The organism is Achromobacter colocynthidis (assembly GCF_057334535.1).
Map to the genome: position 1 here is coordinate 87,712 of NZ_JBHFIZ010000037.1, position 24,182 is coordinate 111,893.

Below are 24,182 nucleotides of genomic sequence, written 5' to 3' on the forward strand. Positions count from 1 at the left end.
CATGCTGGATTTTGATCACGCCCAGACCCTGCTGGCCAACGCGGCCGGGCCGCTGCAACGCCGCGAAGAAATTGAACTGAACGAGGTTGCCGGCCGCGTGCTGGCAACCGATCTGCAAGCCACGGTGGACATCCCGCCGGCCGACAACAGCGCCATGGACGGCTACGCGCTGCGCGTGGCCGACTGGCGCGCCGGCGCCCGCCTGCCCATCCAGCAGCGCTGCTACGCGGGCGACGTGCCCGAACCGCTCAAGCCCGGCCACGCCATCCGTCTGTTTACCGGCAGCCTGATTCCCGATGGCGCGGACACCGTCGTCATGCAGGAAGACGCCGTCGAAGCCGACAACCAGGTAGAGATCACGCGCGCGCCCGCCCCCGGCCAGCACATCCGCCGCCGGGGTGAAGACACGATGGCCGGCGCGCCATTGCTGGCGGCCGGCGCCATGCTGCAAGCCGCGCACGTAGCGTTGCTGGCCTCGCAAGGGCTGGCCACCGTGCCGGTGATGGGCCGGTTGCGCGTGGGCATCCTGACCACGGGCGACGAGCTCGTGCCGCCTGGCACGCCGCGCGCGCCCGAACAGATCTACAACTCCAACGGCCCCATGCTGGCGGCGCTGGCGCGCGGCCTGGGCGCCGTCCCCGTGCACGTGCTGCACGCGCGCGACACCGAAGAAGAACTGTTGGCCGCGTTCAAGACTTTGCTGGCTGATTGCGATCTGGTGCTGAGCGTGGGCGGAGTGTCGGTGGGCGAACGCGATCTGGTCAAGCCCGCCCTGGCCACCTTGGGCGGTGAACTATCGCTGTGGAAAGTTCGCATGAAGCCCGGCAAGCCGGTGGCGCTGGCCCAGATTGGCGGCAAGCCCGTGGTCAGCCTGCCGGGCAATCCGGTGTCGGCCTACGCGGTCTTCGCCATGCTGGTATCGCCGCTGATGCGGCGCATGCAGGGCCGCGAAGACATCTTCCCGCCCGTCAATCTGCTGCCGCTGCGCACCGACCATCCGCGCCAGGACGGGCGCGAGGAATTTCTGCGCGTGCAGCGCCGCGTGGCGAAAGACGGCACCGCCGAGCTCGTGCCGTATGGCCATCAAGGGTCGGGGGTGATCAGTTCTCTGCCCTGGGCCACGGGGCTGGCGCGCTTGCCGGCCGACGTGCTGGTCAATGACGGCGACCGCGTGCCCTACTACGACATGCGGCACTGGCTGGCGTAGCGTTCAGCCTCGGCCAGTTCTTCGGGCGTATTCACGTTCATGAAGGCGTCCGGCGCGTCGTCAAAACACGCTGCCACGCCGCCCACGCGAGCCTGCCACAAGCCCACCTTGCGGTCGCCCGCCAGCAAATAGGCGCGCAGGTCTGGCAAGAGCGATGGGCGCAACGCCATGCAAGCGGCATGGCGTTGGCCGCCCGCCGTGGCATAGGCCAGCCGGGCCTGGGCGGAAACCGCTGCGGCAATCAGCCGCGCTGCAAGGTCATGGGGCAGAAAAGGCGTGTCGCAGGGCACGGCAACGACCCAGTCGTCGTCAGCGTGTGACGCTGCGGCAAGCCCCGCCGCGACCCCCACCAGCGGGCCTTGAAAGTCGCCCAGCGCGGGCTCGCCGTCCGCCACCACCGTGCCGTATTGCGCATAACGTTCCGCGTGCCGGTTGGCGCTGATGATCAGCCGCCGTACCTGCGGCGCCAATCGTTGCGCCACGTGCGCCACCATGGGTTCGCCGTTCAGCAAGACCAGGCCCTTGTCCTGATGGGCCATGCGCGCGCCCTGCCCGCCCGCCAGGATCAACCCGGCGATGCGTGCCGGGGATAACGGCAGGGGCGCGTCAGCCACCGATGTAGCTCATCTCGACCTTGCGGCCGGAAGTTGGTGTGGCGTCCGCCATGTTGCGGCCGCGCAGTTCGGAATAATTGTCGTGGCGGCCGGACCAGATGCCCGCCAGGATGGCGGCCAGTTCGGCGTCGCTGGCGCCGTCGCGCAAGGGCGCCCGCAGATCAAAGCCCTCGTGCGCGAACAGGCACAGATAGAGCTTGCCCTCGGGCGACAGGCGCGCGCGCGTACAGCCGCCGCAGAAAGCCTGCGTAACGCTGGATATGACGCCGATTTCGCCGCCGCCGTCCGCATAGCGCCAGCGCTCGGCCACGCGGCCCATGTCGTCCGTCTGCACGGGTTCCAGCGGATACACCGCGCCGATACGGTCCAGCACTTCCTGGCTGGGCACCACTTCTGTCAGGTTCCAGCCGTTGGTGTTGCCCACGTCCATGTATTCGATGAAGCGCAGGATGTGGCCGCTGTGGCGGAAGCGTTCGGCCATGGGCAGGATGTGCCCGTCGTTCAGGCCGCGTCGCACCACCATGTTGACCTTTACCGGCGCCAGGCCGGCCTCGGCCGCGGCGTCGATGCCGCGCAGCACGTCGTCGGGCGTGAAGCCGCTGTCGCTCATTTCCTGGAACATGGAGGCGTCCAGCGCGTCCAGGCTCACGGTCACCCGCGTCAGCCCGGCCGCTTTCAGATCGGCGGCCTTGCGCGCCAGCACGCTGCCATTGGTCGTCAGGGTGAGGTCCAGCGGAAGGCCCGCCGGCGTGCGCAAGGCGGCCAGTTGGCCCACCAGGTTTTCCAGATGCTTGCGCAGCAGCGGTTCGCCGCCCGTCAGCCTGATTTTTTCCACGCCCAACTGCGTGAAAATGCCGGCCAGGCGGCTGATTTCCTCGAAGGACAGCAGCGCCGAATGCGGCATGAAGGTATAGCTGGCGTCGAACACTTCGCGCGGCATGCAGTAGGTGCAGCGGAAGTTGCAGCGGTCGGTGACGGAGATACGCAGATCACGCAGCGGACGCGCGCGCTGGTCCAGCGCGGGCTGGCCGTCCGGCGGCAGCTCGCCAGGCGCGGGCCAGGCGGAACGGTTGGCGCCGGGAGTGGATCCAGGGTCAGCGCCGGGCTTGGACCCGGGCTTGGCCCGTTCATCGGCAAGGAATATCACTTTGCTCATGGGGCGATCATATATCGGCGGCCAGGGTCCGGGCGGCCCCGCCTACGCGAAAGCCTCTTCCAGGGTTTGCAAACGGCCGGTGTCCTGGGCGTCGTAGCCCACCAGTTGCCCCACATAGCCCACGTAATCGGCACTGCGCATGATGGACAGCAGGTCCTGCATGGCGGGCGTCTCCAGCGACGACTTGCGGATGGCGAAGAAGTAGCGTTCGCGCACCAGCGGAATGAAGTCCAGCCCGAACCGGCAGGCGGCCGTCTCCACCCCCACGCCCGTGTCCGCCATGCCGCTGGCAATGTGCGCGGCAATGGCCATGTGCGTGAATTCATTGGTTTCGTAGCCCTGGACCTCACCGATGGACACCCCGGCGCGTTGCAGCATCAGCCCCACCAGGTAGCGAGTGCTGGACCCGATCTGGCGGTTTACGAAGCGCACGTCCTGACGCGCCAGGTCGGCCATGCCACGGATCTGCTTAGGGTTGCCGGCCGTGACGAACAGTCCGGTATTGCGCACGGCCAGATGGATTAGCAGGTAGTCGTCGGCGTGCAGCCACTGCGCATAGCGCTCCATGATGGGCGATTCAAAATCGCCCAGCGGCACCTGAAACCCGGCCAGGTCGCACTCATGGCGCTCCAACGACGCCAACGCCTCGATCGCGGTGCGATAACGCAGTTCCAGCCCGGGTTTTCGGTCGCCCATGTGCTGCATCAACGATTCCACCGCGAACCCGTGGCTGGCGTGCAGCCGCAAGTGCGGGCCGCTTTCGGGCAGCAGCCGTTCCAGCTCTTCCTGCAATTCCGACGCCATGCTGTCCAGCGTGGGCATCAAGCGCGCCTCGATGCGGCGGTTGGCCCACAGCAGGCGCTGTGCGAACGGCGACAGTTGCGTGCCCTGGCGCCGATTCGTGATCAGCAATTGCGTGCCGAAGGTGGTTTCGAACCGGCGCAGCACGCCCCAGGCATGCCGGTACGACAACCCGCAGGCGCGGCAAGCGCCCGAGATATTGCCGGTGGCGTCTATGGCGGCAAGCAGCGCAAGCATGTCTTGCAAAGGCACGGGCGCCGTGTCGTCGCCCCCCCCCAAGGTCCACTGCGGCCGCAGGCCGATACGAAACTTATATGTCATTTCTTTCTTATTGAAGACAGCCAAGTACGTGGTTAGAGTACACAAATAACGCGGCAGCCGGGCTTTTATTATGTTTTTACAAACATATTAAACGCCATAAGGACCTGACCCGAACCACAGACCCCTGAACGGGGCCCGCAACATTGGAGGAGACCACCGTGCATCAGCGCGAGGCAAAATCCGACCTGGCATCCAGCGGCGGCGCCCGTGGCGGCCAACTGGCGCTGGACGCCGCCCAGGCGTCCGCCACCCCCGCCATCGCAGCCACCGCGCGCATCCTTGCGCGGCTGAAAGACCTGCCCGGCCCCCTGCTGCCGGTACTGCACGAGGTGCAGCATGAATTGGGCTGTATTCCGGCCGAGGCGGTGCAAACCATCGCCGAGGCCCTGAACCTGTCCCGCGCTGAAGTGCACGGCGTCATCACCTTCTACCCGCACTTTCGCAGCCAGCCGGCCGCGCGCCACACGCTGGAAGTCTGCCGCGCCGAATCCTGTCAGGCCATGGGTAGCGAGCCGCTGGCGGCACATGCCCGCGCCCGCCTGGGCTGCGACTTTCATGCCAGCACGGCCGACGGCAACTTCACCTTGGAACCCGTCTACTGCCTGGGGCTGTGCGCCCAGTCGCCCGCCGTCATGATCGACGGCCAGCCGCATGCCCGCGTTACGCCAGACAAGCTGGACCGCCTGTTGGCGCGCACGCTGGACCGCGCTTCCGACCCCACCTTGAATCGCGCTTTGGACCGCACGCCGGAGACCACGCCATGAGCGCCCCCGTCGTCATCTACGTGCCGCGCGACGCCGCGGCGCTGGCCATGGACGCCGATGCCGTGGCCCATGAAATTGAACGCATCGCCGATGAACGCGGCGTGGCCGTGCAAGTGGTGCGCAACGGCTCGCGCGGGCTCTTGTGGCTGGAACCGCTGGTGGAAGTGGCCACGCACGACGGCCGTGTGGCCTACGGCCCGGTGGCGCCGGAAGACGTGACCGGTTTGTTCGACGCCGGGTGGCTGAGCCCTGGCAACGGCGACGGCAACGCCGCAGCCAAAACCGCCTCGTCCCACCCCCTGTGCCTGGGCCTGACCGAAGACATCCCCTACCTGAAACACCAGGAACGCCTGACCTTCGCCCGCGTCGGCGTGATCGACCCGCTGTCGTTGCAGGACTATGCCGCGCACGGCGGCCTGGCGGGCTTGAAGCGGGCGCTGGCGATGGAGCCGGCCGCCATCATTGACGAGATGGTCACCTCGGGCCTGCGCGGGCGTGGCGGCGCGGCGTTCCCCACCGGCATCAAATGGAAGACGGTAGCGGGCACGCCCAGCGACCAGAAATACATCGTATGCAACGCCGACGAAGGCGACTCGGGCACCTTCGCCGACCGCCTGTTGATGGAAGGCGACCCCTACGTGCTGATCGAAGGCATGACCATCGCCGGGCTGGCGGTGGGCGCAAGCTACGGCTACATCTATGTGCGCTCGGAATACCCGCACGCCATCGCCACGCTGGAAGCGGCCATCGCGCGCGCTCGCAGCGTGGGCTGGCTGGGCGCGGACGTACACGGCAGCGGCCGCCGCTTCGACCTGGAAGTGCGCAAGGGCGCGGGCGCCTACATCTGCGGCGAAGAAACCTCGTTGCTGGAAAGCCTGGAGGGCAAGCGCGGCGTGGTGCGCGCCAAGCCGCCGCTGCCGGCCATCTCGGGCCTGTTCGGCAAACCCACCGTGATCAACAACGTGATCTCGCTGGCTACCGTGCCCATCATCCTGGCCAAGGGCGCCACCTACTACCGCGATTACGGCGTGGGCCGTTCGCATGGCACGCTGCCCTTCCAGTTGGCGGGCAACCTGAAGCAAGGCGGGCTGGTGGAGAAGGCCTTCGGCCTGAGCCTGCGCGACCTGCTCTATGAATTCGGCGGCGGCAGCGCCTCGGGGCGGCCCCTGCGCGCCGTGCAGGTGGGCGGGCCGCTGGGCGCCTATCTGCCCGAATCGCAATGGGACGTGCCGCTGGACTACGAGGCCTATATCCAGATCTCGGCCATGATCGGCCACGGCGGGCTGGTGGCGTTTGACGACACCGTCGACATGGCGCGCATGGCGCGCTACGCGATGGAATTCTGCGCCATTGAATCCTGCGGCAAATGCACGCCCTGCCGCATTGGTTCGACGCGCGGCGTCGAAACCATCGACAAGATCGCGGCGCCCGGGGCCGACGCCCGGCAACGCGAACAGCAGGTGCATCTGCTGCGCGACCTGTGCGACACGATGATGGGCGGTTCGCTGTGCGCGCTGGGGGGCATGGCGCCCTACCCCGTGCTGTCCGCGCTGAACCACTTTCCGCAGGACTTCGGCATCGAGTCCTCGCAGTCTGCCGCGCACGCGGCCTGAACCCGAGAGGCGACCATGCTGGAAACCGTTATCAAGCGCGACCGCGACCTGGGCACACCGGCCCGCGTGTCCGAGAACACCGTCATCCTGACCATCGACGGCCAGGAAATCCGCGTGCCCGAAGGCACGTCCCTGATGCGCGCGGCCGCCGAGGCCGGCATCAACATCCCCAAGCTGTGCGCCACCGACAGCCTGGAACCATTTGGATCCTGCCGCCTGTGCCTGGTGCAGATCGAAGGCCGGCGCGGCTATCCCGCGTCGTGCACCACGCCGGCGGAAAACGGCATGGTGGTCTTTACCGAAACACCCAAGCTGCACGAACTGCGTCGCGGCGTGATGGAGCTGTACATCTCGGACCACCCGCTGGACTGCCTGACCTGCCCCGCCAACGGCGACTGCGAATTGCAGGACATGGCCGGCGTGGTGGGCCTGCGCAACGTGCGCTACGGCTACAACGGCGCCAATCACCTGGACGCCAAGGTCGACGACTCCAACCCCTACTTCAGCTACGACGCGTCCAAGTGCATCGTCTGCAACCGCTGCGTGCGCGCCTGCGAAGAAACGCAGGGCACCTTCGCGTTGACGATATCGGGCAAGGGCTTTGAGTCGCGCGTGTCGCCCGGGCAGGACCAGCCCTTCCTGGACAGCGAATGCGTGTCCTGCGGCGCCTGCGTGCAGGCCTGCCCCACATCCACCCTGCAAGAAAAGACCGTCATCATGATGGGTCAGGCCGAGCACTCGGTGGTCACCACCTGCGCCTATTGCGGCGTGGGCTGCGGCTTCAAGGCCGAGATGAAGGGCCAGGAAGTGGTGCGCATGGTGCCGTGGAAAGACGGCCAGGCCAACCGCGGCCATTCCTGTGTGAAGGGCCGCTTTGCATGGGGCTACGCCACGCACAAGGAACGTGTGCTGAAACCCATGATCCGCAAGCACATCACCGATTCCTGGAAGGAAGTGTCCTGGGACGAGGCCATCAACTACGCGGCCTCTGAATTCCGCCGCATCCAAAGCGAGTACGGCCGCGACGCGGTGGGCGGCATTACGTCGTCGCGCTGCACCAACGAAGAAACCTGGCTGGTGCAAAAGCTGGTGCGCGCGGCCTTCGGCACCAACAACGTGGACACGTGCGCGCGCGTCTGCCATTCGCCCACCGGCTACGGCCTGAAGCAGACCTTGGGCGAATCCGCCGGCACGCAAACCTTTGATTCGGTCATGCACACCGACGTAGTGATCGTGATGGGCGCCAACCCCAGCAGCGGCCACCCCGTATTCGCCTCGCGCCTGAAGCGCCGGCTGCGCGAAGGCGCGCGCCTGATCGTGATTGACCCGCGCCGCATCGAACTGGTCAGCTCGCCGCACATCAAGGCCGACTTCCATTTGCAAGTACGGCCGGGCACCAACACCGCGCTGCTGTCGTCGCTGGCCCACGTGATCGCCACCGAAGGCCTGATCGACGACGCCTTCGTGGCCGAGCGCTGCGAGACCAAGGCCTTCAATGAATGGCGCGACTTCGTGTCCTTGCCCGAGAATTCGCCCGAAGCCATGGCCGAGATCACGGGCGTGCCGGCGCAAGACGTGCGCGGCGCGGCGCGTCTCTTCGCCACCGGCGGCAACGGGTCCATCTATTACGGCCTGGGCGTGACCGAGCACAGCCAGGGGTCCACCACCGTGATGGCGATTGCCAACCTGGCCATGGCCACCGGCAACGTCGGCCGCGAGGGCGTGGGCGTGAACCCGCTGCGCGGCCAGAACAACGTGCAGGGCTCGTGCGACATGGGCTCGTTCCCGCATGAGCTGCCCGGCTACCGCCACATTTCCGACAACACGGTGCGCGCGCAATTCGAAAAGGATTGGGGCGTGACCTTGCAGCCTGAACCCGGCCTGCGCATTCCGAACATGTTTGAAGCGGCGCTGGGCGGATCCTTCAAGGGCCTGTACTGCCAGGGCGAAGACATCGTGCAGTCCGACCCCAACACGCAGCACGTGGCGGCCTCGCTGGCGGCCATGGAGTGCATCGTGGTGCAGGACCTGTTCCTGAACGAAACCGCGAAGTACGCGCACGTGTTCCTGCCGGGTTCGTCGTTCCTGGAAAAAGACGGCACCTTCACCAACGCCGAACGCCGCATCTCGCGCGTGCGCAAGGTGATGGAGCCCAAGAACGGCAAGTCGGACTGGGAAGTGACGGTGGCCTTGTCCAACGCGCTGGGCTATCCCATGAACTACACGCACCCGCGCCAGATCATGGAAGAAATCGCGCGGCTGACTCCGACATTCGCGGGCGTCAGCTACGACAAGCTGGACAAGCTGGGCAGCCTGCAATGGCCGTGCAACGACGACGCGCCGGAAGGCACGCCCATCATGCACATCGATACCTTTGTGCGCGGCAAGGGCAAGTTCATGATCACCAAGTACGTGCCGACCGATGAACGCAGCACGCGCCGTTTCCCGCTGCTGCTGACCACCGGCCGCATCCTGTCGCAATACAACGTGGGCGCGCAGACGCGGCGCACGCCCAACGTCATGTGGCATGGCGAAGACGTGCTGGAACTGCATCCGCAAGATGCCGAGGACCGGGGCGTGGCCGAAGGCGATTGGGTGGGCATTCAAAGCCGCGCGGGCGAGACCGTGCTGCGCGCCACACTGACCGACCGGGTGCAACCGGGCGTGGTATACACCACGTTTCACTTTCCCGAGTCCGGCGCCAACGTCGTCACGACGGATGCCTCCGACTGGGCGACCAACTGCCCCGAATACAAGGTCACGGCCGTGCAGGTCACGCGCGTGTCCCAGCCTTCGGAATGGCAGCGCCAGTGGTCGCGCTTTGCCGACATCCAGCAAAAGCTGCTGCGCGAACGATCGCGCGAAAACGAAGCGGCGCTGACCGGGAAATAACGCCCTACAGCCCTGGATGCCATGACCGCCCCCACGCCCCCGTCCTCTCGCCCCGACTGCACGCCGCCCCAGGTTACGCGCGTGCGGGCCGGGGCCATCGCCCCGGCCACCGAGTCTGACTTCGTTGCCGAGGAAACGCCGGTGGCGCTGGAGTTCAACGGCATCAGCCACGCCACCATGCTGGCCACCCCCGCCGACCTGGAAGACTTTGCGGTGGGCTTTTCGTTGTCGGAAGGCATCATCGACAGCGTCAGCGATGTGCGCGGCATTGATGTGCTGCCGCAATGCGACGGCATCGTGGTGCAGGTGGAAATATCCAGCGCCTGCGAAGCGCGCCTGAAAACGCGACGGCGCGCCATGGCAGGCCGCACCGGCTGCGGCCTGTGCGGCGTGGAGACGCTGCCCGAAGTGCTGCGCCCGGTGGCGCCGGTGACGAACGGGACGTCCGTGCGCATCCAGGCCGTGCTGAACGCCATGCGCGACATGCGCGCGCGCCAGACGCTGCACGACATCACGGGCGCCACGCACGCAGCGGGCTGGGCGGGCGCCGATGGCGTGGTGGCGCTGGTGCGCGAAGACGTGGGCCGCCACAACGCGCTGGACAAGCTGATTGGCGCGTTGGCGCGCCAGGCCATGCATGCCGGCAACGGCATCGTGCTGGTGTCCAGCCGCGCCAGTTTTGAAATGGTGCAGAAGACGGCTGCGGCCGGCGTGGCCGTGCTGGCGGCGGTGTCCGCCCCCACGGCGTTGGCCATCCGCCTGGCGCACGACGCCAACGTCAGCCTGGTGGGTTTCATGCGCGGCGACGATGCCACGCTGTATTCCCACGCCGAACGAATCATCCCCTGAATCGGGCCATGAACCGGACCATGAACCGGTCTCAGAATCGGACCCTGAATTGGACTTAGACACGTAATGGAAATCGGCAACCTGATCCGCATGGCCAACCGCATCGGCCAGTTCTTTGATGCCATGCCGGACCGCCACGAAGCGCTGGAAGGCGTGGCCAACCATATCCACAAGTTCTGGGAACCCCGCATGCGCAACGAGCTGCTCGGCTTCCTGGCGGCCACCCCCGACGGCGATGCCGGCGACGAACAATTGCATCCGCTGGTGCTGGAGGCGGTCACGCAGAACCGCCAGCGCCTGACGCCCGCGCCCCGCGTGGGCTAGCGGGTGAGCAAAAAAAAAAAACAAACAAAGCGGCAATAAAGCCGCACCCCAGAGGAGACTGTATGGAAAGCACCGCCACCTTGGACTTGCCCGGCGCCAAGCCGGGTTTTTTTGACAAAGAACGCACCATCGCCGGGCCGGGTTTCTCGCGCTGGCTGGTGCCGCCGGCCGCCTTGGCCATCCATTTGTGCATCGGCATGGCCTACGGCTTTTCGGTCTTCTGGTTGCCGTTGTCCAAGGTAGTGGGCGGCGCCCAGCCGCTGGCCTGCCCGGCCGACATGAGCCTGGCCGCCGAGCTGTTCACCACCAGTTGCGACTGGCGCATTTCCACCATGGGCTGGATGTACACGCTGTTCTTCGTGCTGCTGGGCTGCGCGGCGGCGCTGTGGGGCGGCTGGCTGGAACGCGCCGGCCCGCGCAAGGCCGGCGTGGTGTCGGCGGTGTGCTGGTGCGGCGGGCTGGTCATTTCAGCCATCGGCGTGTACCTGCATCAAATGTGGATGCTGTGGCTGGGGTCCGGGGTCATTGGCGGCATCGGGCTGGGGCTGGGGTATATCTCGCCCGTCAGCACGCTGATCAAATGGTTTCCCGACCGCCGCGGCATGGCTACCGGCATGGCCATCATGGGTTTTGGCGGCGGCGCGATGATCGGCGCGCCGCTGGCCGACATGCTGATGCGCCACTTCGCCACGCCCACCTCGGCCGGCGTCTGGCAGACCTTCCTGACCATGGCGCTGGTGTACTTCGTGTTCATGATGTCGGGCGCGCTGGGTTACCGCGTGCCGCCCACCGGCTGGAAGCCGCAAGGCTGGACCGCGCCGGCCAAGCATGCCAACAACGCGATGATCACCAAGGGCCACGTCCACGTGAAGCGCGTCTGGGGCGTGCCGCAGTTCTGGCTGGTGTGGCTGGTGCTGTGCCTGAACGTCACGGCCGGCATCGGCATTCTGGGCATGGCTTCGCCCTTGCTGCAGGAAGTGTTTGGCGGCGGGCTGATCAACAAGCCGGAACTGGGCTTTGGGCAACTGGACAAGGAACAATTGGCCGCCATCGCGGCCATTGCCGCCGGCTTCACCGGCCTGCTCAGCCTGTTCAATATCGGCGGGCGTTTCTTCTGGGCCAGCCTGTCGGACAAGCTGGGCCGCAAGATGACCTATCTGATCTTCTTCGTGCTGGGCTTCGTGCTGTACGCCGCCATTCCCTGGACGGCGCACATCGGCGCGCTGGCCCTGTTCGTGGCCGCGTTCTGCGTGATCCTGTCCATGTACGGCGGCGGTTTCGCCACGGTGCCCGCCTACCTGGCGGACCTGTTCGGCACCCAGATGGTGGGCGCCATCCACCGCCGCCTGCTGACCGCGTGGTCGGCGGCCGGTATCTTCGGCCCGGTGCTGGTGAACTACATCCGCGAGTATCAGTTGTCGATCGGCGTGCCGCGCGCGCAGGTGTACGACATCACCATGTACATCCTGGCGGGCATGCTGGTGCTGGGCTTCCTGTGCAACCTGGCGATACGCCCGGTCAACCCCAAGTACTTCATGACGGACGAAGAACTGGCCCAGGAAAAGGCGCTGGCGCACGAGCGCGCCGCAGCCGCCGAAACCCACGGCGTGGGCGCGTCCACCTTCCGCACGCCCATGGCGCTGGTGCTGTTCGCCTGGGCCTGCGTGGGCATTCCGCTGGCCTGGGGCATCTGGATCACGTTGCAGAAGGCGGTGGTGTTGTTCCACTGAGCCCGCCTGAGACCGGGTCTGCTCCCGGCCTGACCCCGATCTGACCGCATGGCGCCTGGCGCGCCGTGCTCCGCCCCAGGGCGCGAAGCTGCTACATTGGCAGCCCGCGCCCTATCTTTTTTTATTGGTCCCCATGATTCTTACCCATTCCCCCGTCTTTGCCGGAGCGACACATTGAGCGCCCCCGAATTGCACTGGGAAGAAAACGACGTCTCCCACACCGCCCGCTGGCGCTCTGAAACCGGCGCAACGCCGCCCAAGCGCGTGGTGGTGGTGGACGACAAGCTGACCGCCGACATGGCCTATCGCCAAGCCTGCGAAGGCGTGGGCCTGCTGTGGCGCGGAGACTTCCAGAACGCCCGCCAGTTGCTGCTGGCCATGACCCGGCGCGTGGACAAGCGTCCGCGCAAGCCCGTCGAGACCATGCTGGAAGCCTTCAACCAGCACCGCCAGATCCAATCCCAACGCGCCCGCATCCTGGGCATGCTGCTGATTCCGTTTGACGCCGGCCACGGCATTTCGCTGCGCCGCGCGCCGGATGCGCGCCAGGCCTGCGAAGAAGCCCACGGCCCGGCCGACGAACCCTATGTGGCGTCGCTGCGCGAACTGCTGGGCCTGATCGGCGCCTTTGAATGGCGCAAGAAAGGCGTGGAGATTCCCGCGCTGAACAACCGCATCCACCCGCACTACGGCGTGTTTTCGCCGCTGCGTGGCGAATATGTCGACTTGGTGGCGAACACGCCGATGCCACGCGGCAGCGTGGCGTTCGACGTCGGCACCGGCACCGGCGTGCTGGCCGCCGTAATTGCGCGCCGAGGCGGCAAGCGTGTCATCGCCACCGACCTGGACCCGCGCGCCCTGGCTTGCGCCCGCGAAAACCTGGAACGGCTGGGCCTGTCCAAGCAGGTTGATGTGGTTGAGGCGGACCTGTTCCCCGAAGGCCGCGTGTCGCTGGTCGTCTGCAACCCGCCGTGGCTGCCCGCGCGCCCCAGCTCGCCGCTGGAGCAAGCCGTGTACGACCCCGACAGCCGCATGCTGCGCGGCTTTCTCAACGGTTTGACGGCGCACCTGACGCCGAATGGCGAGGGCTGGCTGATCTTGTCGGACCTGGCCGAGCACCTGGGCCTGCGCACCCGCGAACAGTTGCTGGAAATGATCGACGCCGCCGGCCTGCGCGTCATCGAACGCATCGACACCCGGCCCACCCACAGCCGCGCCAAAGACCCCAGTGACCCGCTCTATGCAGCGCGTTCGAAGGAAGTCACGTCCTTGTGGAGATTGGGCGCCGCCGCCTGATTGCCAGCGGTGACCCATGCCTTCCAGGTGTGTGGGGCCTTGCCCCACACACTATGCTTTACCCGCCGCCACGTTCACGCTGATCGCGATGATGAACACATTGAAGAAAAACGCGATGACGCTGTGCATCAGCGCCATTCGGCGTACGCGGCGGTTGACGATCTGTACGTCGGACACCTGGAACGTCATCCCCAGCACCAGCGCGAAATACGCAAAGTCCCAGTAGTCGGGTTCCTGCGTACCGGGAAAATCCAGCCCCTTGTGCGCCCCCGTGCGATGGCCGTAATAGCCATGCGCATAGTGCAGCGCAAAGATCATGTTCATGTAGAGCCATGCCAGCACGATGGTCGCGCCGGCCGCCAGCACCGCCAACGCGCCGCCCGGGCTGTTTTCGCCATGCAGCTCGACCCACAGCGCCATCAGCACCATGCAGGACAGCGCCACGCTGCTCCACAACACGCCGACACGGCCCACGTCCTGCTGCTTGGCGCGCACGTGCAGGGACGCCGGGCTGGCCTGGCCGAATACCCGCGCCGTCAGCACCAGGAACACCAGCGCGGCCGCATCAAAACCCAGCAGCAGCGCCAGGCCGGCGGAACGGCTCCAGACGTAGGACGCGGCGCCCACCGCCAGGAATAACAGGCCGCACAGCACCAGGCGCCGATGCGCGTGAAAGAAAGGCAAGCGGTCGACGGCCGTTGCGGCGTCGTCGGGCTGCGGTTCGTCCGGAATCGGCTTGGTCATGAAGGCTCCGAGTGCGGGTGGCCACGTGCGAAGGTCCCGCGTGCGACAAGAGCCCAACGCTAACCGATCGCCAGCAAACCCACCAGCGCGCCGCCGAACAAGAGCCATAAGGGATGGATGCGCGTCGTGCTGCCCAGCACGGCCACCACCGCCGTGATTGCGCCCAGCAGCCAGCTATGCACCGAGGCCTCGGTGATCAGCGCAGCACTGGCGGCCACCAGGCCCACCGTCATCGGGAAGATGCCCGCCTGGATCACGCCGCGCCACGGGCGGTCCTTGAAGCGTTCCCACAAGCCCAGCGCCAGGATGGTGATGAGCGACGACGGGCCGAACTTGGCAATGGTGGTCACCAGCATGCCCCACCACCCGGCCACGTGCCAGCCCACCAGCGTCACCACCATCAGGTTGGGGCCGGGCGCGGCCTGGCCCAGCGCGAACAACGCGGAGAAATCAGCGGCGGTCATCCAGCCATGCACGTCCACGACCTGGCGCTGCATCTCGGGCAGGATGGTGTTGCCACCGCCGAACGCCAGCACGGAAAGCTGGGAAAAGATCAGGGCCAGCGCAATCAGGGTATGGATCATCGACGTTGCCTCCAGACCAGCAGAATGCTCAACGGCGTCAGCACCGCCATGGTGGGCAAGAGCGGAATGCGCAGCACGGCAATGGCCACGAAGCACAGCGTGGCCACCACGCCCGCCAGCCAGTCGCGCCGCTTGATGACCGGCACGCCGATCTTGACCGCCATCGATATCAGCAGCCCCGCCGCCGCCGCCGCCAGGCCCGCGAACAGGTGCTGGATATGCGGGTCGTGTTGAAAGCGGTCGTACACCATGCCCAACAGAATGACGATGGCCGACGGCGCCAGGATCAGCCCCATCAAGGCCGCGAAAGCGCCCCGCGGCCCGCGAAATTTCATCCCCAGCGCGACAGACAGGTTGATGATGTTGCCGCCCGGCAGGAACTGGCACAGGCCCAGCAGGTCGGTAAACTCAGCGCCGCTGAGCCAGCCGTGCTTTTCAACGACCATGCGGCGCGCCAGGGGTAGCGCCCCGCCAAAAGCGGTCAGGCCCAGCATGAGAAAACCGGTGAACAACTGCCCACAGGTGGGTGGCGGCCGGTTGGCGGCCTCAAGGGTGGAGGGTGCTGCATTCATGGGACGAAGAGCCGGTGCATAGCCGGCGAGCAAGGGCTGGCGCATTGCAGCGCACAGCAGAAATAACAAGGCGGGAGCCTACTCTTGGCCCCGGATAATGTCTAATATATGACCCCATCGACACTCATATTCACTGCATATGGCATCAGTTGATCTCCGCCTACTGCGCTACTTCCTGGCCGTTGCCGAAGAGGCCCACCTGACCAAGGCCGCGGCGCGGCTGGGCATTCGCCAACCTCCCCTTAGCCAACAGATTCGTGTGCTGGAACAAGAGCTGGGCGTGACCTTGTTCAACCGGTTGCCGCGCGGCATGGAACTTACCGAAAGCGGTCGCGCGTTGTTGGAAGATGCCCGCAACATCCTGGCACTGGTGGATCAGGCCGTGGACGGGGTGCGCCGCGTTTCGCAAGGCGAAGCCGGCCGGCTGACGGTGGGGTTTACCGGGTCGGCCGCGTTCCATCCCTTCGTGCCCTCGGTCATCCGCCGTTTTCGCGAAAGCGCGCCCAACGTGCGGCTGGTGCTGGAAGAAAGCAGCACGGGCGAACTGCGCGACGCGGTCAGCGAAGGCCGCGTGGACGTGGCCTTCATTCGTGGCACGGTCCTGACCACGCCGGGCGTGTCCGAAGAAACCGTGCTGGAAGAAACCATGCTGGCCGCCTTTCCCGCGGACCATCCCTTCGTCAAGGGTCGCGACCGGCGGCAGATTGCGCTGGCGGAACTGGCCGAGGAATCGCTGATTCTGTACCGCCGCCATAGCGGCCCCGGCCTGTATGACGCCATCATCACGGCGTGCAGCGCGTCGGGCTTCAGCCCGCGCGTGGTGCAGGAAGCGCCGCGCATGTTGTCCACGCTGAGCCTGGTGGCGGCGGGCCTGGGCGTATCGCTGGTGCCGGCGTCCTTGCGGCGGGTCAACATCGAAGGTGTGGTGTACGTGAACGTGACGGGCCCCGTGGCGTTGCGCGCCGGCTTGAACCTGATCTGGCGCGACGCGCCGCTGTCGGGCGCCACGCGCAAACTGATCGACGAAGTGCGCCGCCATCGCGCCGAGGGCCTGGACGAGGGGCATTCCCATCATGTCCAGTGATTCCTTGATCGGCGTGTACGACTCCGGCGTGGGCGGCCTGAGCGTGCTGCGCGCCATCCGCGAGGCGCTGCCCCAGGAACAATTGCTGTACGTGGCCGATTCCGCGCATGTGCCGTATGGCGACAAGACGCAGGCGTTCGTCCTGGAGCGTGCCTACGCCTTGGCGGATTACTTCGTCTCGCGCCAGGCCAAGGCCATGGTCGTCGCTTGCAACACGGCAACCGCCGCCGCCATCGCGCCGCTGCGCCAGCGCCATCCCGACCTGATCATCATCGGCGTGGAACCGGCCATCAAACCCGCCGCGCACCTGACGCACAGCGGCGTGGTGGGCGTGTTCGCCACCACCGGCACCTTGGCCAGCCCCAAATTCGCCACACTGGTCCAACGCGAAGCGCCCGAGGTGCGCATCCTGCTGCACCCCTGCCCGGAATGGGTGCGGCTGGTGGAGCAAGGCACGTTGTCCGGGCCTGAAGTCGACGCGGCCGTGAGTAGGCCGGTGGCCGCCTTGCGCGCGGCGGGCGCCGACGTGCTGGTGCTGGGCTGCACCCATTTTCCCTTTCTGCGCGATGCGATCCAGGAAGCAGCAGGACCCGACGTGCCCTTGCTGGAAACGGGCGCCCCCGTGGCGCGCTGGCTCAAGCATCAACTGCACCAGCATGGCCTGTTGCGCACCGAGGGCGTGGGCTCGCTGCGGCTGGAAACCACCGGCCATGTGCCCACCTTGGCGGCCTTGGCCAGTCGGCTGCTGGCGCCGGGCCTGGACATTGGGGAAACGCCCGAACGCTGGCGTTAGGCGCGAGATTGTGAACGGGGGTTGATCAAGCGCATCTTTCGATCGGCAAAATGGGCGAAACGGGCAGATCGCGGGAAAACAATTCGAATACAGTAGAACGACCCGCCTACCCAGGCTCGCATAACAAAGGAGACGCGCATGAAACGCATCCTGATCCCCGTTGACGGTTCGCAGCCCTCGCTGCATGCCGTGCAAGCCCTGCTGGCGGCGCGCGCATATGACCCGGTCGAACGGGTGGCGCTGTTGACGGTGCAGATTCCACTGCAATCCGGCAAGATCGGCCGAGGCCTGTCTCAGGCCGATATCGATGCCTACTACCAGGACGAGGGCGCCGCCGCGCTGCAAGCCGCCAGCGACCTGCTGTCCAAAGCCGGCGTGCCCTTCGACGTGCGCGTGGAGATCGGCGAAGCGGCCGAAACCATCGTCCGCGTGGCCGGTGAATCCAACGCCGATGAAATCTACATGGGGTCGCGCGGGCTGGGCTCGGTGTCGTCGCTGTTCATGGGGTCTATCGCCACCCGCGTCCTGCACCTGACGGACCTGCCCGTCACGCTGGTCAAGTAACGCATCAAGGAGCAACCATGCTGAACATACTTGTCCCCGTCGACGGCTCAGACAATGCCAACCGCGCCGCGCTGTACGCCCGCGAGCTTGCCCAGGGCGCGTCCGCCGCGCACGTCCATCTGCTTAACATCCAAACGCCCACGCACGGACGCGTCGGCCTGTCGCGCTTGATCACGCAAGACATGATTGATGAGTTCTACCTTCGGCAAGGCCAGGAGGCCACGCGGGAAGCCCGCAAACTGCTGGACGTGACCGGCACCGACTACACCACCCACACGGCCTTTGGCCACGCCGCCACCGAGATCGCCGGCTACGCGCGCGACCACGGCTGCGCGCGCATCGTCATGGGCACGCGCGGCAATGGCACGCTGGCCAACATCCTGATCGGCTCGGTCGCCAACCAGGTGCTGCAACTGACGGATGTGCCGGTGACCTTGGTGAAGTAAAAGCTCAGGCCGTGGGCAGCCGCAGGGTGACGCGCAGCCCGCCCAGCGGTGAACGCCCCGCGTGCACCTCGCCGCCATAGGTGCCGGCAAGGTCTCGCACGATGTCCAGGCCCAGGCCGGAACCCGGCAGTTGCTCGTCCATGCGCACGCCGCGCAGAAAGATCCGTTCGCGCGCATGGTCGTCGATGCCCGGGCCGTCGTCGTCGACATGCATCAGCAAATGCCCCGCGTTGGGCATTTCGCCCGTCACCCGCACCTGGCTGCGCGCCCATTTGCAGGCGTTGTCCAGCACATTGCCCAGCATTTCCTGCAAGTCCTGCGGGTCGCCCCGAAACACCATCGCGTCGGACAAACCCTGCATCTCGATGTGCAGGCCGCGTTCGGCATACAAGCGCTGCATGACGCGCACCAGCCCTTCTGTCGCCTCGCGCAGCGGCGCGCGCCCATCGGCGGCGCCCGATGACGCCGCGGCGCGGGCGCGTGCCAGGTGGTGGTCGATCTGGCGGTTCGCCATGGCAACCTGTTCGTTCACCAAGGCGGCCGGTACGCTGGCCTCGCGCGACGCGGCATTGGCCAGGATGGTCAGCGGCGTCTTGACCGCATGCGCCAAATTGCCGGCCTGCGTGCGCGCGCGCTGCACGATCTCGGCGTTCATCGCCAACACCTGGTTGAAGTCGTCCACCAGCGGCTGGATCTCGCTGGGGTAGCGGCCGTCGATGCGGGTGCTGCCGGCGTTCTGCCTGGCCAACTGTTGCCGCAAGCGCGCCAAGGGCCGCAGGCCGACCACCACCTGAACCACCGCCGCCGCAGTCAGCCCGACAGCCAGCGCGCCCAGCGCCATGGCCAGCATGCCGTTGAACCGGCCGATGGGCTCGGCCAGCACGCGGCGGTCGGCGGCCACCACCAGGCGCAACGGCGCGGCGTCTTCCTCGGCGGGTTTCAAGGTGCGCGCCAACGCGGTCAGCTCGCGTCCGGCCGGGCCTGTCGTGTCATAGGTTTGGTCGCCGGACTCGGTGGCATGCAGCGCCGACGGTGCCGGCACGGGCAAGGTCTGGTCCCACAAAGAGCGCGAGCGCGCCACGCCGATGGCGGCCGGACGCGCGCCATCGGCCAGCCTGTCCACCTGCCAATACAGGCCCGACAAGGGCTGCTCCAGCCGGGGGTCGCTCAGCGGCGGGGATACCACGGGCCGACCATCCGCGCCCACGTTGACGGCGGCGGTCAGTTGATTCAAATGCAGGGCAAGCTCGGCCTGGAATTGCTGCGTGACGTGCTGGCGGAACAGGCTGGCCAAGCCCCAGCCGGCCAGCGCCACCGACCCCACAATCCAGGCCAGGGTGCCCGCCAGCAAGCGCAAGCGCAGCGAGCCCAGCATGCCGGCGCGCGCCGGCGTCATCCGCGCGCCGCCAGCCGGTAGCCCAGCCCGCGCACCGTTTCGATGGTCTCGGGCGGCAGCTTCTTGCGCAGCCTGCCGATGAAGACCTCGATGGTGTTGGAGTCGCGGTCGAAGTCCTGCGCGTAGATGTGGTCGATCAATTCCGTGCGCGACACGACCTCGCCCGCGCGTTGCATCAACACGGACAGCACCTTGAATTCGTGGCTGGTCAACGACAGCGCCTGGCCGTCGACGGTGGCCTTGGCCTGGCGCGTGTCCAGCATCAGCGGGCCGCAACGCCATTGCGCGCTGGCATGCGCCGTGCTGCGGCGCAACAGCGCCCGCACGCGGGCCAGCAGCTCTTCCATGTGAAAGGGCTTGGTCAGGTAGTCGTCCGCGCCGGCGTCGATGCCCGCCACCTTTTCATGCCAGTTGTCGCGCGCCGTCAGGATCAGCACCGGCATGTTGCGCTGCGCGGCGCGCCACTGCTTCAGCACGGTCAGGCCGTCCATGACGGGCAGGCCCAGGTCCAGCACCACGGCGTCGAACGCTTCGACGTCGCCCAGGAAACGCGCGGATTCACCGTCGCCGGCCTTGTCCACCGTGTAGCCCGCCGCGTGCAGGGCATCGGCCAATTGGGCGGCCAGCGTGGGCTCGTCTTCCACTACCAGGATGCGCATCAGTCCTTGCCCTTGAATTTGATGTCGCGCCCCTTCACGGCCAGCAAGGTGCCGTCGCGCGCGTCGATCTTCAGTTTCAGGATGCCGCCGCCGCTTTGCAGCACGCGGATCTCGTAGATGAATTCGTCATCGTCCTCTTCGAATTCCACCTTGACCACCTGGCCGGGGAACTCGCGTTCAACGATATCCAGCACCGCGCCCAGCGGCAGCACCTTGCCGGCTTCCAGCGCCTGGCGCGCGCGTTCGTGGTCATTCTCGTCGGCCAGGCCGCTGACCGGACCCGCCATCAGCGCCAAGGCCAGCACGCAGCCCGACAACAGGATGCCGCCACGTTTACGCCGAAAGAATGGGGGTTGCCGCAATGCAGGGCCTTTGAAAAATAGGGGGAATCGACCGCCATTTATACCGCGCCACCGATGAACCGAACATGAACAAAGGCTTCAGAAAAGGTTCATGCGGCGACCCCAATAATGGCCACAGGGTCAACGAAACGACCTGATTTTCTCACTACCCTTTTTCAGTTCCCTTTTTCCCCTACCCTTTCCATTACTAGGAGCTACCCATCATGACGCGCATTCAGAAAACCTTGGCCGCATTGGCAATTGGCGCTTCCGCCCTGGTCGCCGGCACCGCCGTGCAGGCGCAGACCGCCACGCCGGCACCCGCCGCGCCCGCCGCCACCACCCCCGCCGCACCGATGCTGACCATCCGCCAGGTCTACGACAAGATGGAAGCCGCGGGCTACCGCAACATCTCCGAGATCGAGCGTTCCCGCAAACATGGCTACGAGGTCAAGGCCTACGACCCGCAAGGTCAGCGCGTGAAGCTCTACGTCGACCCGCAATCCGGCGCCGTCACGCGCAGCCGCTTCGACGACTGATCGGTCCGGCCGCGCGGCCCGCGCGGGTGAGTATGATGGGGCAGTCCAACCGCCTTGGAGTCGCCTCATGCCACCCCTGCGAATTGCGCGTGCCCTGGCGGCCGGCGTGGCGCTTGCCGCGCTTGGCTTTCTTACCGCCTGCGGCGAAATGGCCACCCTGCCCGTAGAAGCAGGCATGGGTCCCGCGCCCACGCTGCCCGCCCCCAACACCACCCTGATCCCCACCGTCAACACCGCTCGCGCCGTCGGCTGGGCAGATGGCGCACAGCCCGTGGCCGCCACCGGCCTGGCCGTGAACGCCTACGCCAGCGACCTGGACCATCCGCGCTGGCTTTATGTGCTGCCCAACGGCGACGTGCTGGTCGCCGAAACCAACGCCCCGCCCAAGCCCGAAGGCGCCGGTGGCGGCCTGAAGGCCTGGGCGGCGGGCATCGTCATGAAGCGCGCCGGCGCCAAGACGCCCAGCGCCAACCGCATCACCTTGTTGCGCGACGCCGACCATGACGGCGTGGCCGACACCCGCAGCGTCTTGCTGCAAGACCTGAATTCGCCATTCGGCATGGCCCTGATCGGCAATCAGCTGTATGTGGCCAACGCCGACGCCGTGCTGCGCTTTCCGTACGAAACAGGCCAGACCCAGATCACCGCCCCCGGCGTGCACGTGACCGACCTGCCCGCCGGCATCAACCACCACTGGACCAAGAACCTGATCGCCAACGCCGACGGCAGCAAGCTGTACGTGTCGGTGGGTTCCAACAGCAATGTGGCGGAAAACGGCATGGACATCGAGGCAGGCCGCGCCGCCATCTGGGAGATCGACGTGGCCAGCGGCAACAAGCGGCTCTATGCCACGGGCCTGCGCAACCCGGTCGGCATGGCCTGGGCGCCAGACGGCAAGACCTTGTGGACGGCGGTCAACGAACGCGACGAGCTGGGCAGCGACCTGGTGCCCGACTACATGACATCCGTGAAAGACGGCGGCTTCTACGGCTGGCCCTACAGCTATTTCGGGCAGCACGTGGACACCCGCGTCACGCCGCAACGCCCGGACCTGGTTGCGCGCGCCATCGTGCCCGACTACGCGTTGGGTCCGCACACGGCATCCCTGGGGCTGGCCTGGTCGGGCAAGACCCGGCTGCCGGCGCCGTTTACCGGCGGCATGTTCGTGGGCCAGCACGGATCATGGAACCGCGACCCGCGCAGTGGCTACAAGGTCATCTTCGTGCCGTTTTCCGACGGCGTGCCGAACGGCCCGGCACGCGATGTGCTGACGGGGTTTCTGAACGAACAAGGGCAGGCGCAGGGGCGGCCGGTGGGCGTGGCCATCGACAGCCAGGGTGATCTGCTGACGGCGGACGACGTGGGCAATGTGATCTGGCGCGTCAGCCCACAGCCGTAATTCGCGCCGGCTTGCGTTGTATCAAATACGCCCTTGCGGGCGTTGGCATTCTGGCCGGTAGCGGGGTGAGAATGTCGTGAAACCGGTTTTGTGCGCGCGTCGCACAGGCCGGACATCCGCTTTTTGCGAAACGTTGGAGGCATGAATATGTTGTTCAAGAAATTGTGCGTGGCAGCAGTCCTGGCTGTCGCGTCGGCCCCGGTCCTGGCCGCCGAATGCTCGGTGGATATCGCCGGCAACGACCAGATGCAGTTCGACAAAAAGGAAATCACGGTCAGCAAAAGCTGCAAGCAGTTCACCGTGAACCTGACGCATCCGGGCAAGCTGGCCAAGAACGTCATGGGCCACAACTGGGTGCTGACCACCACGGCCGACATGCAAGGCGCCGTGAACGACGGCATGGCCGCCGGGCTGGACAAGGACTACGTGAAGCCGGGTGACGCCCGCGTCATCGCGCACACCAAGGTCATCGGCGGTGGCGAGAAAGATTCCGTCACCTTCGACGTCAGCAAGCTGGCCGCCGGCACCGCCTACACCTACTTTTGCTCCTTCCCCGGCCACTTTGCGCTGATGAAAGGCAGCTTGAAGCTGGTCGACTAAGCAGCGCGGGCGCTGCGACTCACCGACCAAGCGGCGCGCAGGTGCCGCGCCTTACCGAATAGCCAGCGCGCAAGCGCTGCGCCGCACGGGCTCCGCCCTCCGGGAAATCCGGGGCCGGGGCCCGTTTCAATGAAGGGGTTCCCCCTACAATGGCCGCTCTTCGTACACCCCGACAGGAGCAGGCATGAGCACCGAAAAAGTAGCGATCGTGACGGCGGGCGGCAGTGGCATGGGCGCGGCCGCGGCGCGCAAACTGGCGGCCGACGGATATCGGGTCGCCATTTTGTCATCGTCCGGCAAGGGCGAGGCCCTGGCGGGCGAACTGGGCGGCATCGGCGTCACCGGCTCGAACCGGTCGACCGACGACCTGGCCCGGCTGCTTGAAACCACCTTGGATAAATGGGGCCGCGTAGACGCCGTGGTCAATAGCGCCGGCCACGGACCCAAGGGCCCGCTGCTCTCCATCAGCGACGACGACTGGCATCTGGGCATGGAGTTCTATCTGTTGAACGTGGTGCGCATCACCCGCCTGGTCGCGCCCGTGATGAAGCAGCAGAAATCCGGCGCCATCGTCAATATCTCCACCTACGCCACCTTCGAACCCGAAGCGCTGTTTCCCACGTCGGGCGTGTTTCGCGCCGGCCTGGCCGCCTTCACCAAGGTGTTTTCGGATGAGTACGCCGAACACAATGTGCGGATGAACAACGTGTTGCCCGGCTTTATCGACAGCCTTCCCGAAAAAGAAGACCGCCGCACCCGCATCCCCATGGGCCGCTACGGCACCGCCGAGGAAGTGGCGGACCTGATCGCCTTCCTGGCGTCCGACGCGTCGTCCTACATCACCGGCCAGAACATCCGTATCGACGGCGGCATCACGCGCTCGATCTGAGCCTC

At 66.5% G+C, this 24,182-nt stretch carries 25 protein-coding genes; 16 read left to right on the forward strand and 9 right to left on the reverse strand.

All coding sequences use genetic code 11. From position 1 onward, the window contains the following. The first annotated feature begins 1 nt into the window (after position 1). Complete coding sequence (locus ACE04A_RS20175) at positions 2 to 1,207, forward strand: molybdopterin molybdotransferase MoeA (RefSeq protein WP_259249608.1); 1,206 nt, start codon at positions 2 to 4, stop codon at positions 1,205 to 1,207. Here the strand turns inward: ACE04A_RS20175 and mobA are convergent. From mobA to ACE04A_RS20190, 3 genes are read right to left on the reverse strand one after another with little or no spacing between them, the layout of a single operon-like run. Then, positions 1,180 to 1,821: a molybdenum cofactor guanylyltransferase MobA gene (mobA, locus tag ACE04A_RS20180; RefSeq protein WP_448717678.1), complete on the reverse strand. Its 642-nt coding sequence runs from the start codon at positions 1,819 to 1,821 to the stop codon at positions 1,180 to 1,182. The two genes, ACE04A_RS20175 and mobA, sit on opposite strands and share 28 nt — an antisense overlap. Continuing rightward, positions 1,814 to 2,977, reverse strand: a complete 1,164-nt coding sequence (moaA, locus tag ACE04A_RS20185) for a GTP 3',8-cyclase MoaA (RefSeq protein WP_448717677.1) — start codon at positions 2,975 to 2,977, stop codon at positions 1,814 to 1,816. The genes mobA and moaA overlap by 8 nt, the downstream gene beginning before the upstream one ends. 42 nt (positions 2,978 to 3,019) lie before the next feature. Next, on the reverse strand, positions 3,020 to 4,099 hold the full coding sequence (locus ACE04A_RS20190; protein ID WP_230695270.1) for a substrate-binding domain-containing protein: 1,080 nt from the start codon (positions 4,097 to 4,099) through the stop codon (positions 3,020 to 3,022). Positions 4,100 to 4,257: 158 nt separating this feature from the next. On the opposite strand from ACE04A_RS20190, the gene ACE04A_RS20195 reads away from it, so the two are divergent. The 7 genes from ACE04A_RS20195 (at position 4,258) to ACE04A_RS20225 (ending at position 13,567) form a co-directional block, all read left to right on the forward strand. Further along, positions 4,258 to 4,863, forward strand: coding sequence for a formate dehydrogenase subunit gamma (locus tag ACE04A_RS20195; RefSeq protein WP_448717673.1), 606 nt, complete (start codon positions 4,258 to 4,260; stop codon positions 4,861 to 4,863). Then, complete coding sequence (locus ACE04A_RS20200; protein ID WP_448717672.1) at positions 4,860 to 6,476, forward strand: formate dehydrogenase beta subunit; 1,617 nt, start codon at positions 4,860 to 4,862, stop codon at positions 6,474 to 6,476. Before ACE04A_RS20195 ends, ACE04A_RS20200 begins: the two co-directional genes overlap by 4 nt. Before the next feature lie 15 nt (positions 6,477 to 6,491). Beyond that, positions 6,492 to 9,368 (forward strand): formate dehydrogenase subunit alpha, encoded by a 2,877-nt coding sequence (fdhF, locus tag ACE04A_RS20205; RefSeq protein ID WP_448717671.1) that lies wholly within the window; start codon positions 6,492 to 6,494, stop codon positions 9,366 to 9,368. Between the two features lie 21 nt (positions 9,369 to 9,389). Beyond that, positions 9,390 to 10,217: a formate dehydrogenase accessory sulfurtransferase FdhD gene (fdhD, locus tag ACE04A_RS20210; RefSeq protein ID WP_485820441.1), complete on the forward strand. Its 828-nt coding sequence runs from the start codon at positions 9,390 to 9,392 to the stop codon at positions 10,215 to 10,217. 66 nt (positions 10,218 to 10,283) lie between these two features. Continuing rightward, positions 10,284 to 10,541 carry a formate dehydrogenase subunit delta gene (locus tag ACE04A_RS20215; protein ID WP_100854786.1) on the forward strand — a complete coding sequence of 86 codons (258 nt, stop codon included), beginning with the start codon at positions 10,284 to 10,286 and terminating at the stop codon, positions 10,539 to 10,541. Between the two features lie 62 nt (positions 10,542 to 10,603). After that, complete coding sequence (locus ACE04A_RS20220) at positions 10,604 to 12,271, forward strand: OFA family MFS transporter (protein ID WP_485820442.1); 1,668 nt, start codon at positions 10,604 to 10,606, stop codon at positions 12,269 to 12,271. 174 nt (positions 12,272 to 12,445) lie between these two features. Next, positions 12,446 to 13,567, forward strand: coding sequence for a methyltransferase (locus ACE04A_RS20225; protein ID WP_447991055.1), 1,122 nt, complete (start codon positions 12,446 to 12,448; stop codon positions 13,565 to 13,567). A 51-nt stretch (positions 13,568 to 13,618) separates the two neighbouring features. Here the strand turns inward: ACE04A_RS20225 and ACE04A_RS20230 are convergent, their stop codons facing one another. Genes ACE04A_RS20230 through ACE04A_RS20240 form a run of 3 tightly spaced genes read right to left on the reverse strand, consistent with a single transcriptional unit; the run spans position 13,619 to position 15,467 of the window. Beyond that, a complete protein-coding gene (locus ACE04A_RS20230; RefSeq protein ID WP_259249626.1) occupies positions 13,619 to 14,311 on the reverse strand; it encodes a DUF1345 domain-containing protein in 693 nt (230 codons plus the stop codon). A 59-nt stretch (positions 14,312 to 14,370) separates the two neighbouring features. Beyond that, complete coding sequence (locus ACE04A_RS20235) at positions 14,371 to 14,895, reverse strand: chromate transporter (protein ID WP_438859812.1); 525 nt, start codon at positions 14,893 to 14,895, stop codon at positions 14,371 to 14,373. Then, positions 14,892 to 15,467, reverse strand: a complete 576-nt coding sequence (locus ACE04A_RS20240; protein ID WP_100854781.1) for a chromate transporter — start codon at positions 15,465 to 15,467, stop codon at positions 14,892 to 14,894. The genes ACE04A_RS20235 and ACE04A_RS20240 overlap by 4 nt, the downstream gene beginning before the upstream one ends. A gap of 139 nt (positions 15,468 to 15,606) precedes the next feature. On the opposite strand from ACE04A_RS20240, the gene ACE04A_RS20245 reads away from it, so the two are divergent. The 4 genes from ACE04A_RS20245 (at position 15,607) to ACE04A_RS20260 (ending at position 18,354) form a co-directional block, all read left to right on the forward strand. Then, positions 15,607 to 16,551 carry a LysR family transcriptional regulator gene (locus tag ACE04A_RS20245; RefSeq protein ID WP_259249632.1) on the forward strand — a complete coding sequence of 315 codons (945 nt, stop codon included), beginning with the start codon at positions 15,607 to 15,609 and terminating at the stop codon, positions 16,549 to 16,551. Further along, a complete protein-coding gene (gene murI, locus ACE04A_RS20250) occupies positions 16,541 to 17,344 on the forward strand; it encodes a glutamate racemase (RefSeq protein WP_448717666.1) in 804 nt (267 codons plus the stop codon). Before ACE04A_RS20245 ends, murI begins: the two co-directional genes overlap by 11 nt. 138 nt (positions 17,345 to 17,482) lie before the next feature. Next, complete coding sequence (locus ACE04A_RS20255; protein WP_100854778.1) at positions 17,483 to 17,908, forward strand: universal stress protein; 426 nt, start codon at positions 17,483 to 17,485, stop codon at positions 17,906 to 17,908. A 17-nt stretch (positions 17,909 to 17,925) separates the two neighbouring features. Continuing rightward, positions 17,926 to 18,354: a universal stress protein gene (locus ACE04A_RS20260; protein ID WP_279995236.1), complete on the forward strand. Its 429-nt coding sequence runs from the start codon at positions 17,926 to 17,928 to the stop codon at positions 18,352 to 18,354. Between the two features lie 4 nt (positions 18,355 to 18,358). Here ACE04A_RS20260 and ACE04A_RS20265 read toward each other — a convergent pair whose 3' ends face one another. The 3 genes from ACE04A_RS20265 to ACE04A_RS20275 are packed head-to-tail and all read right to left on the reverse strand — an operon-like array spanning position 18,359 to position 20,771. Further along, positions 18,359 to 19,750: a sensor histidine kinase gene (locus ACE04A_RS20265; RefSeq protein WP_448717664.1), complete on the reverse strand. Its 1,392-nt coding sequence runs from the start codon at positions 19,748 to 19,750 to the stop codon at positions 18,359 to 18,361. Further along, complete coding sequence (locus ACE04A_RS20270; RefSeq protein ID WP_448717662.1) at positions 19,747 to 20,409, reverse strand: response regulator transcription factor; 663 nt, start codon at positions 20,407 to 20,409, stop codon at positions 19,747 to 19,749. The genes ACE04A_RS20265 and ACE04A_RS20270 overlap by 4 nt, the downstream gene beginning before the upstream one ends. After that, entirely contained in the window at positions 20,409 to 20,771 is a 363-nt protein-coding gene (locus tag ACE04A_RS20275) for a PepSY domain-containing protein (protein ID WP_485820443.1), read from the reverse strand. Before ACE04A_RS20275 ends, ACE04A_RS20270 begins: the two co-directional genes overlap by 1 nt. 203 nt (positions 20,772 to 20,974) lie before the next feature. On the opposite strand from ACE04A_RS20275, the gene ACE04A_RS20280 reads away from it, so the two are divergent. From ACE04A_RS20280 to ACE04A_RS20295, 4 genes are all read left to right on the forward strand, one after another. After that, entirely contained in the window at positions 20,975 to 21,289 is a 315-nt protein-coding gene (locus tag ACE04A_RS20280; protein ID WP_448717659.1) for a PepSY domain-containing protein, read from the forward strand. A 67-nt stretch (positions 21,290 to 21,356) separates the two neighbouring features. Beyond that, entirely contained in the window at positions 21,357 to 22,688 is a 1,332-nt protein-coding gene (locus tag ACE04A_RS20285; protein WP_448717658.1) for a PQQ-dependent sugar dehydrogenase, read from the forward strand. A gap of 147 nt (positions 22,689 to 22,835) precedes the next feature. Then, positions 22,836 to 23,288 (forward strand): azurin, encoded by a 453-nt coding sequence (gene azu / locus ACE04A_RS20290; RefSeq protein ID WP_167400987.1) that lies wholly within the window; start codon positions 22,836 to 22,838, stop codon positions 23,286 to 23,288. A gap of 184 nt (positions 23,289 to 23,472) precedes the next feature. Further along, the gene (locus ACE04A_RS20295) at positions 23,473 to 24,177 is read left to right on the forward strand and encodes an SDR family oxidoreductase (protein WP_100854772.1); all 705 of its coding nucleotides are present in this window, start codon (positions 23,473 to 23,475) and stop codon (positions 24,175 to 24,177) included. The last annotated feature ends 5 nt before the right edge of the window (positions 24,178 to 24,182 follow it).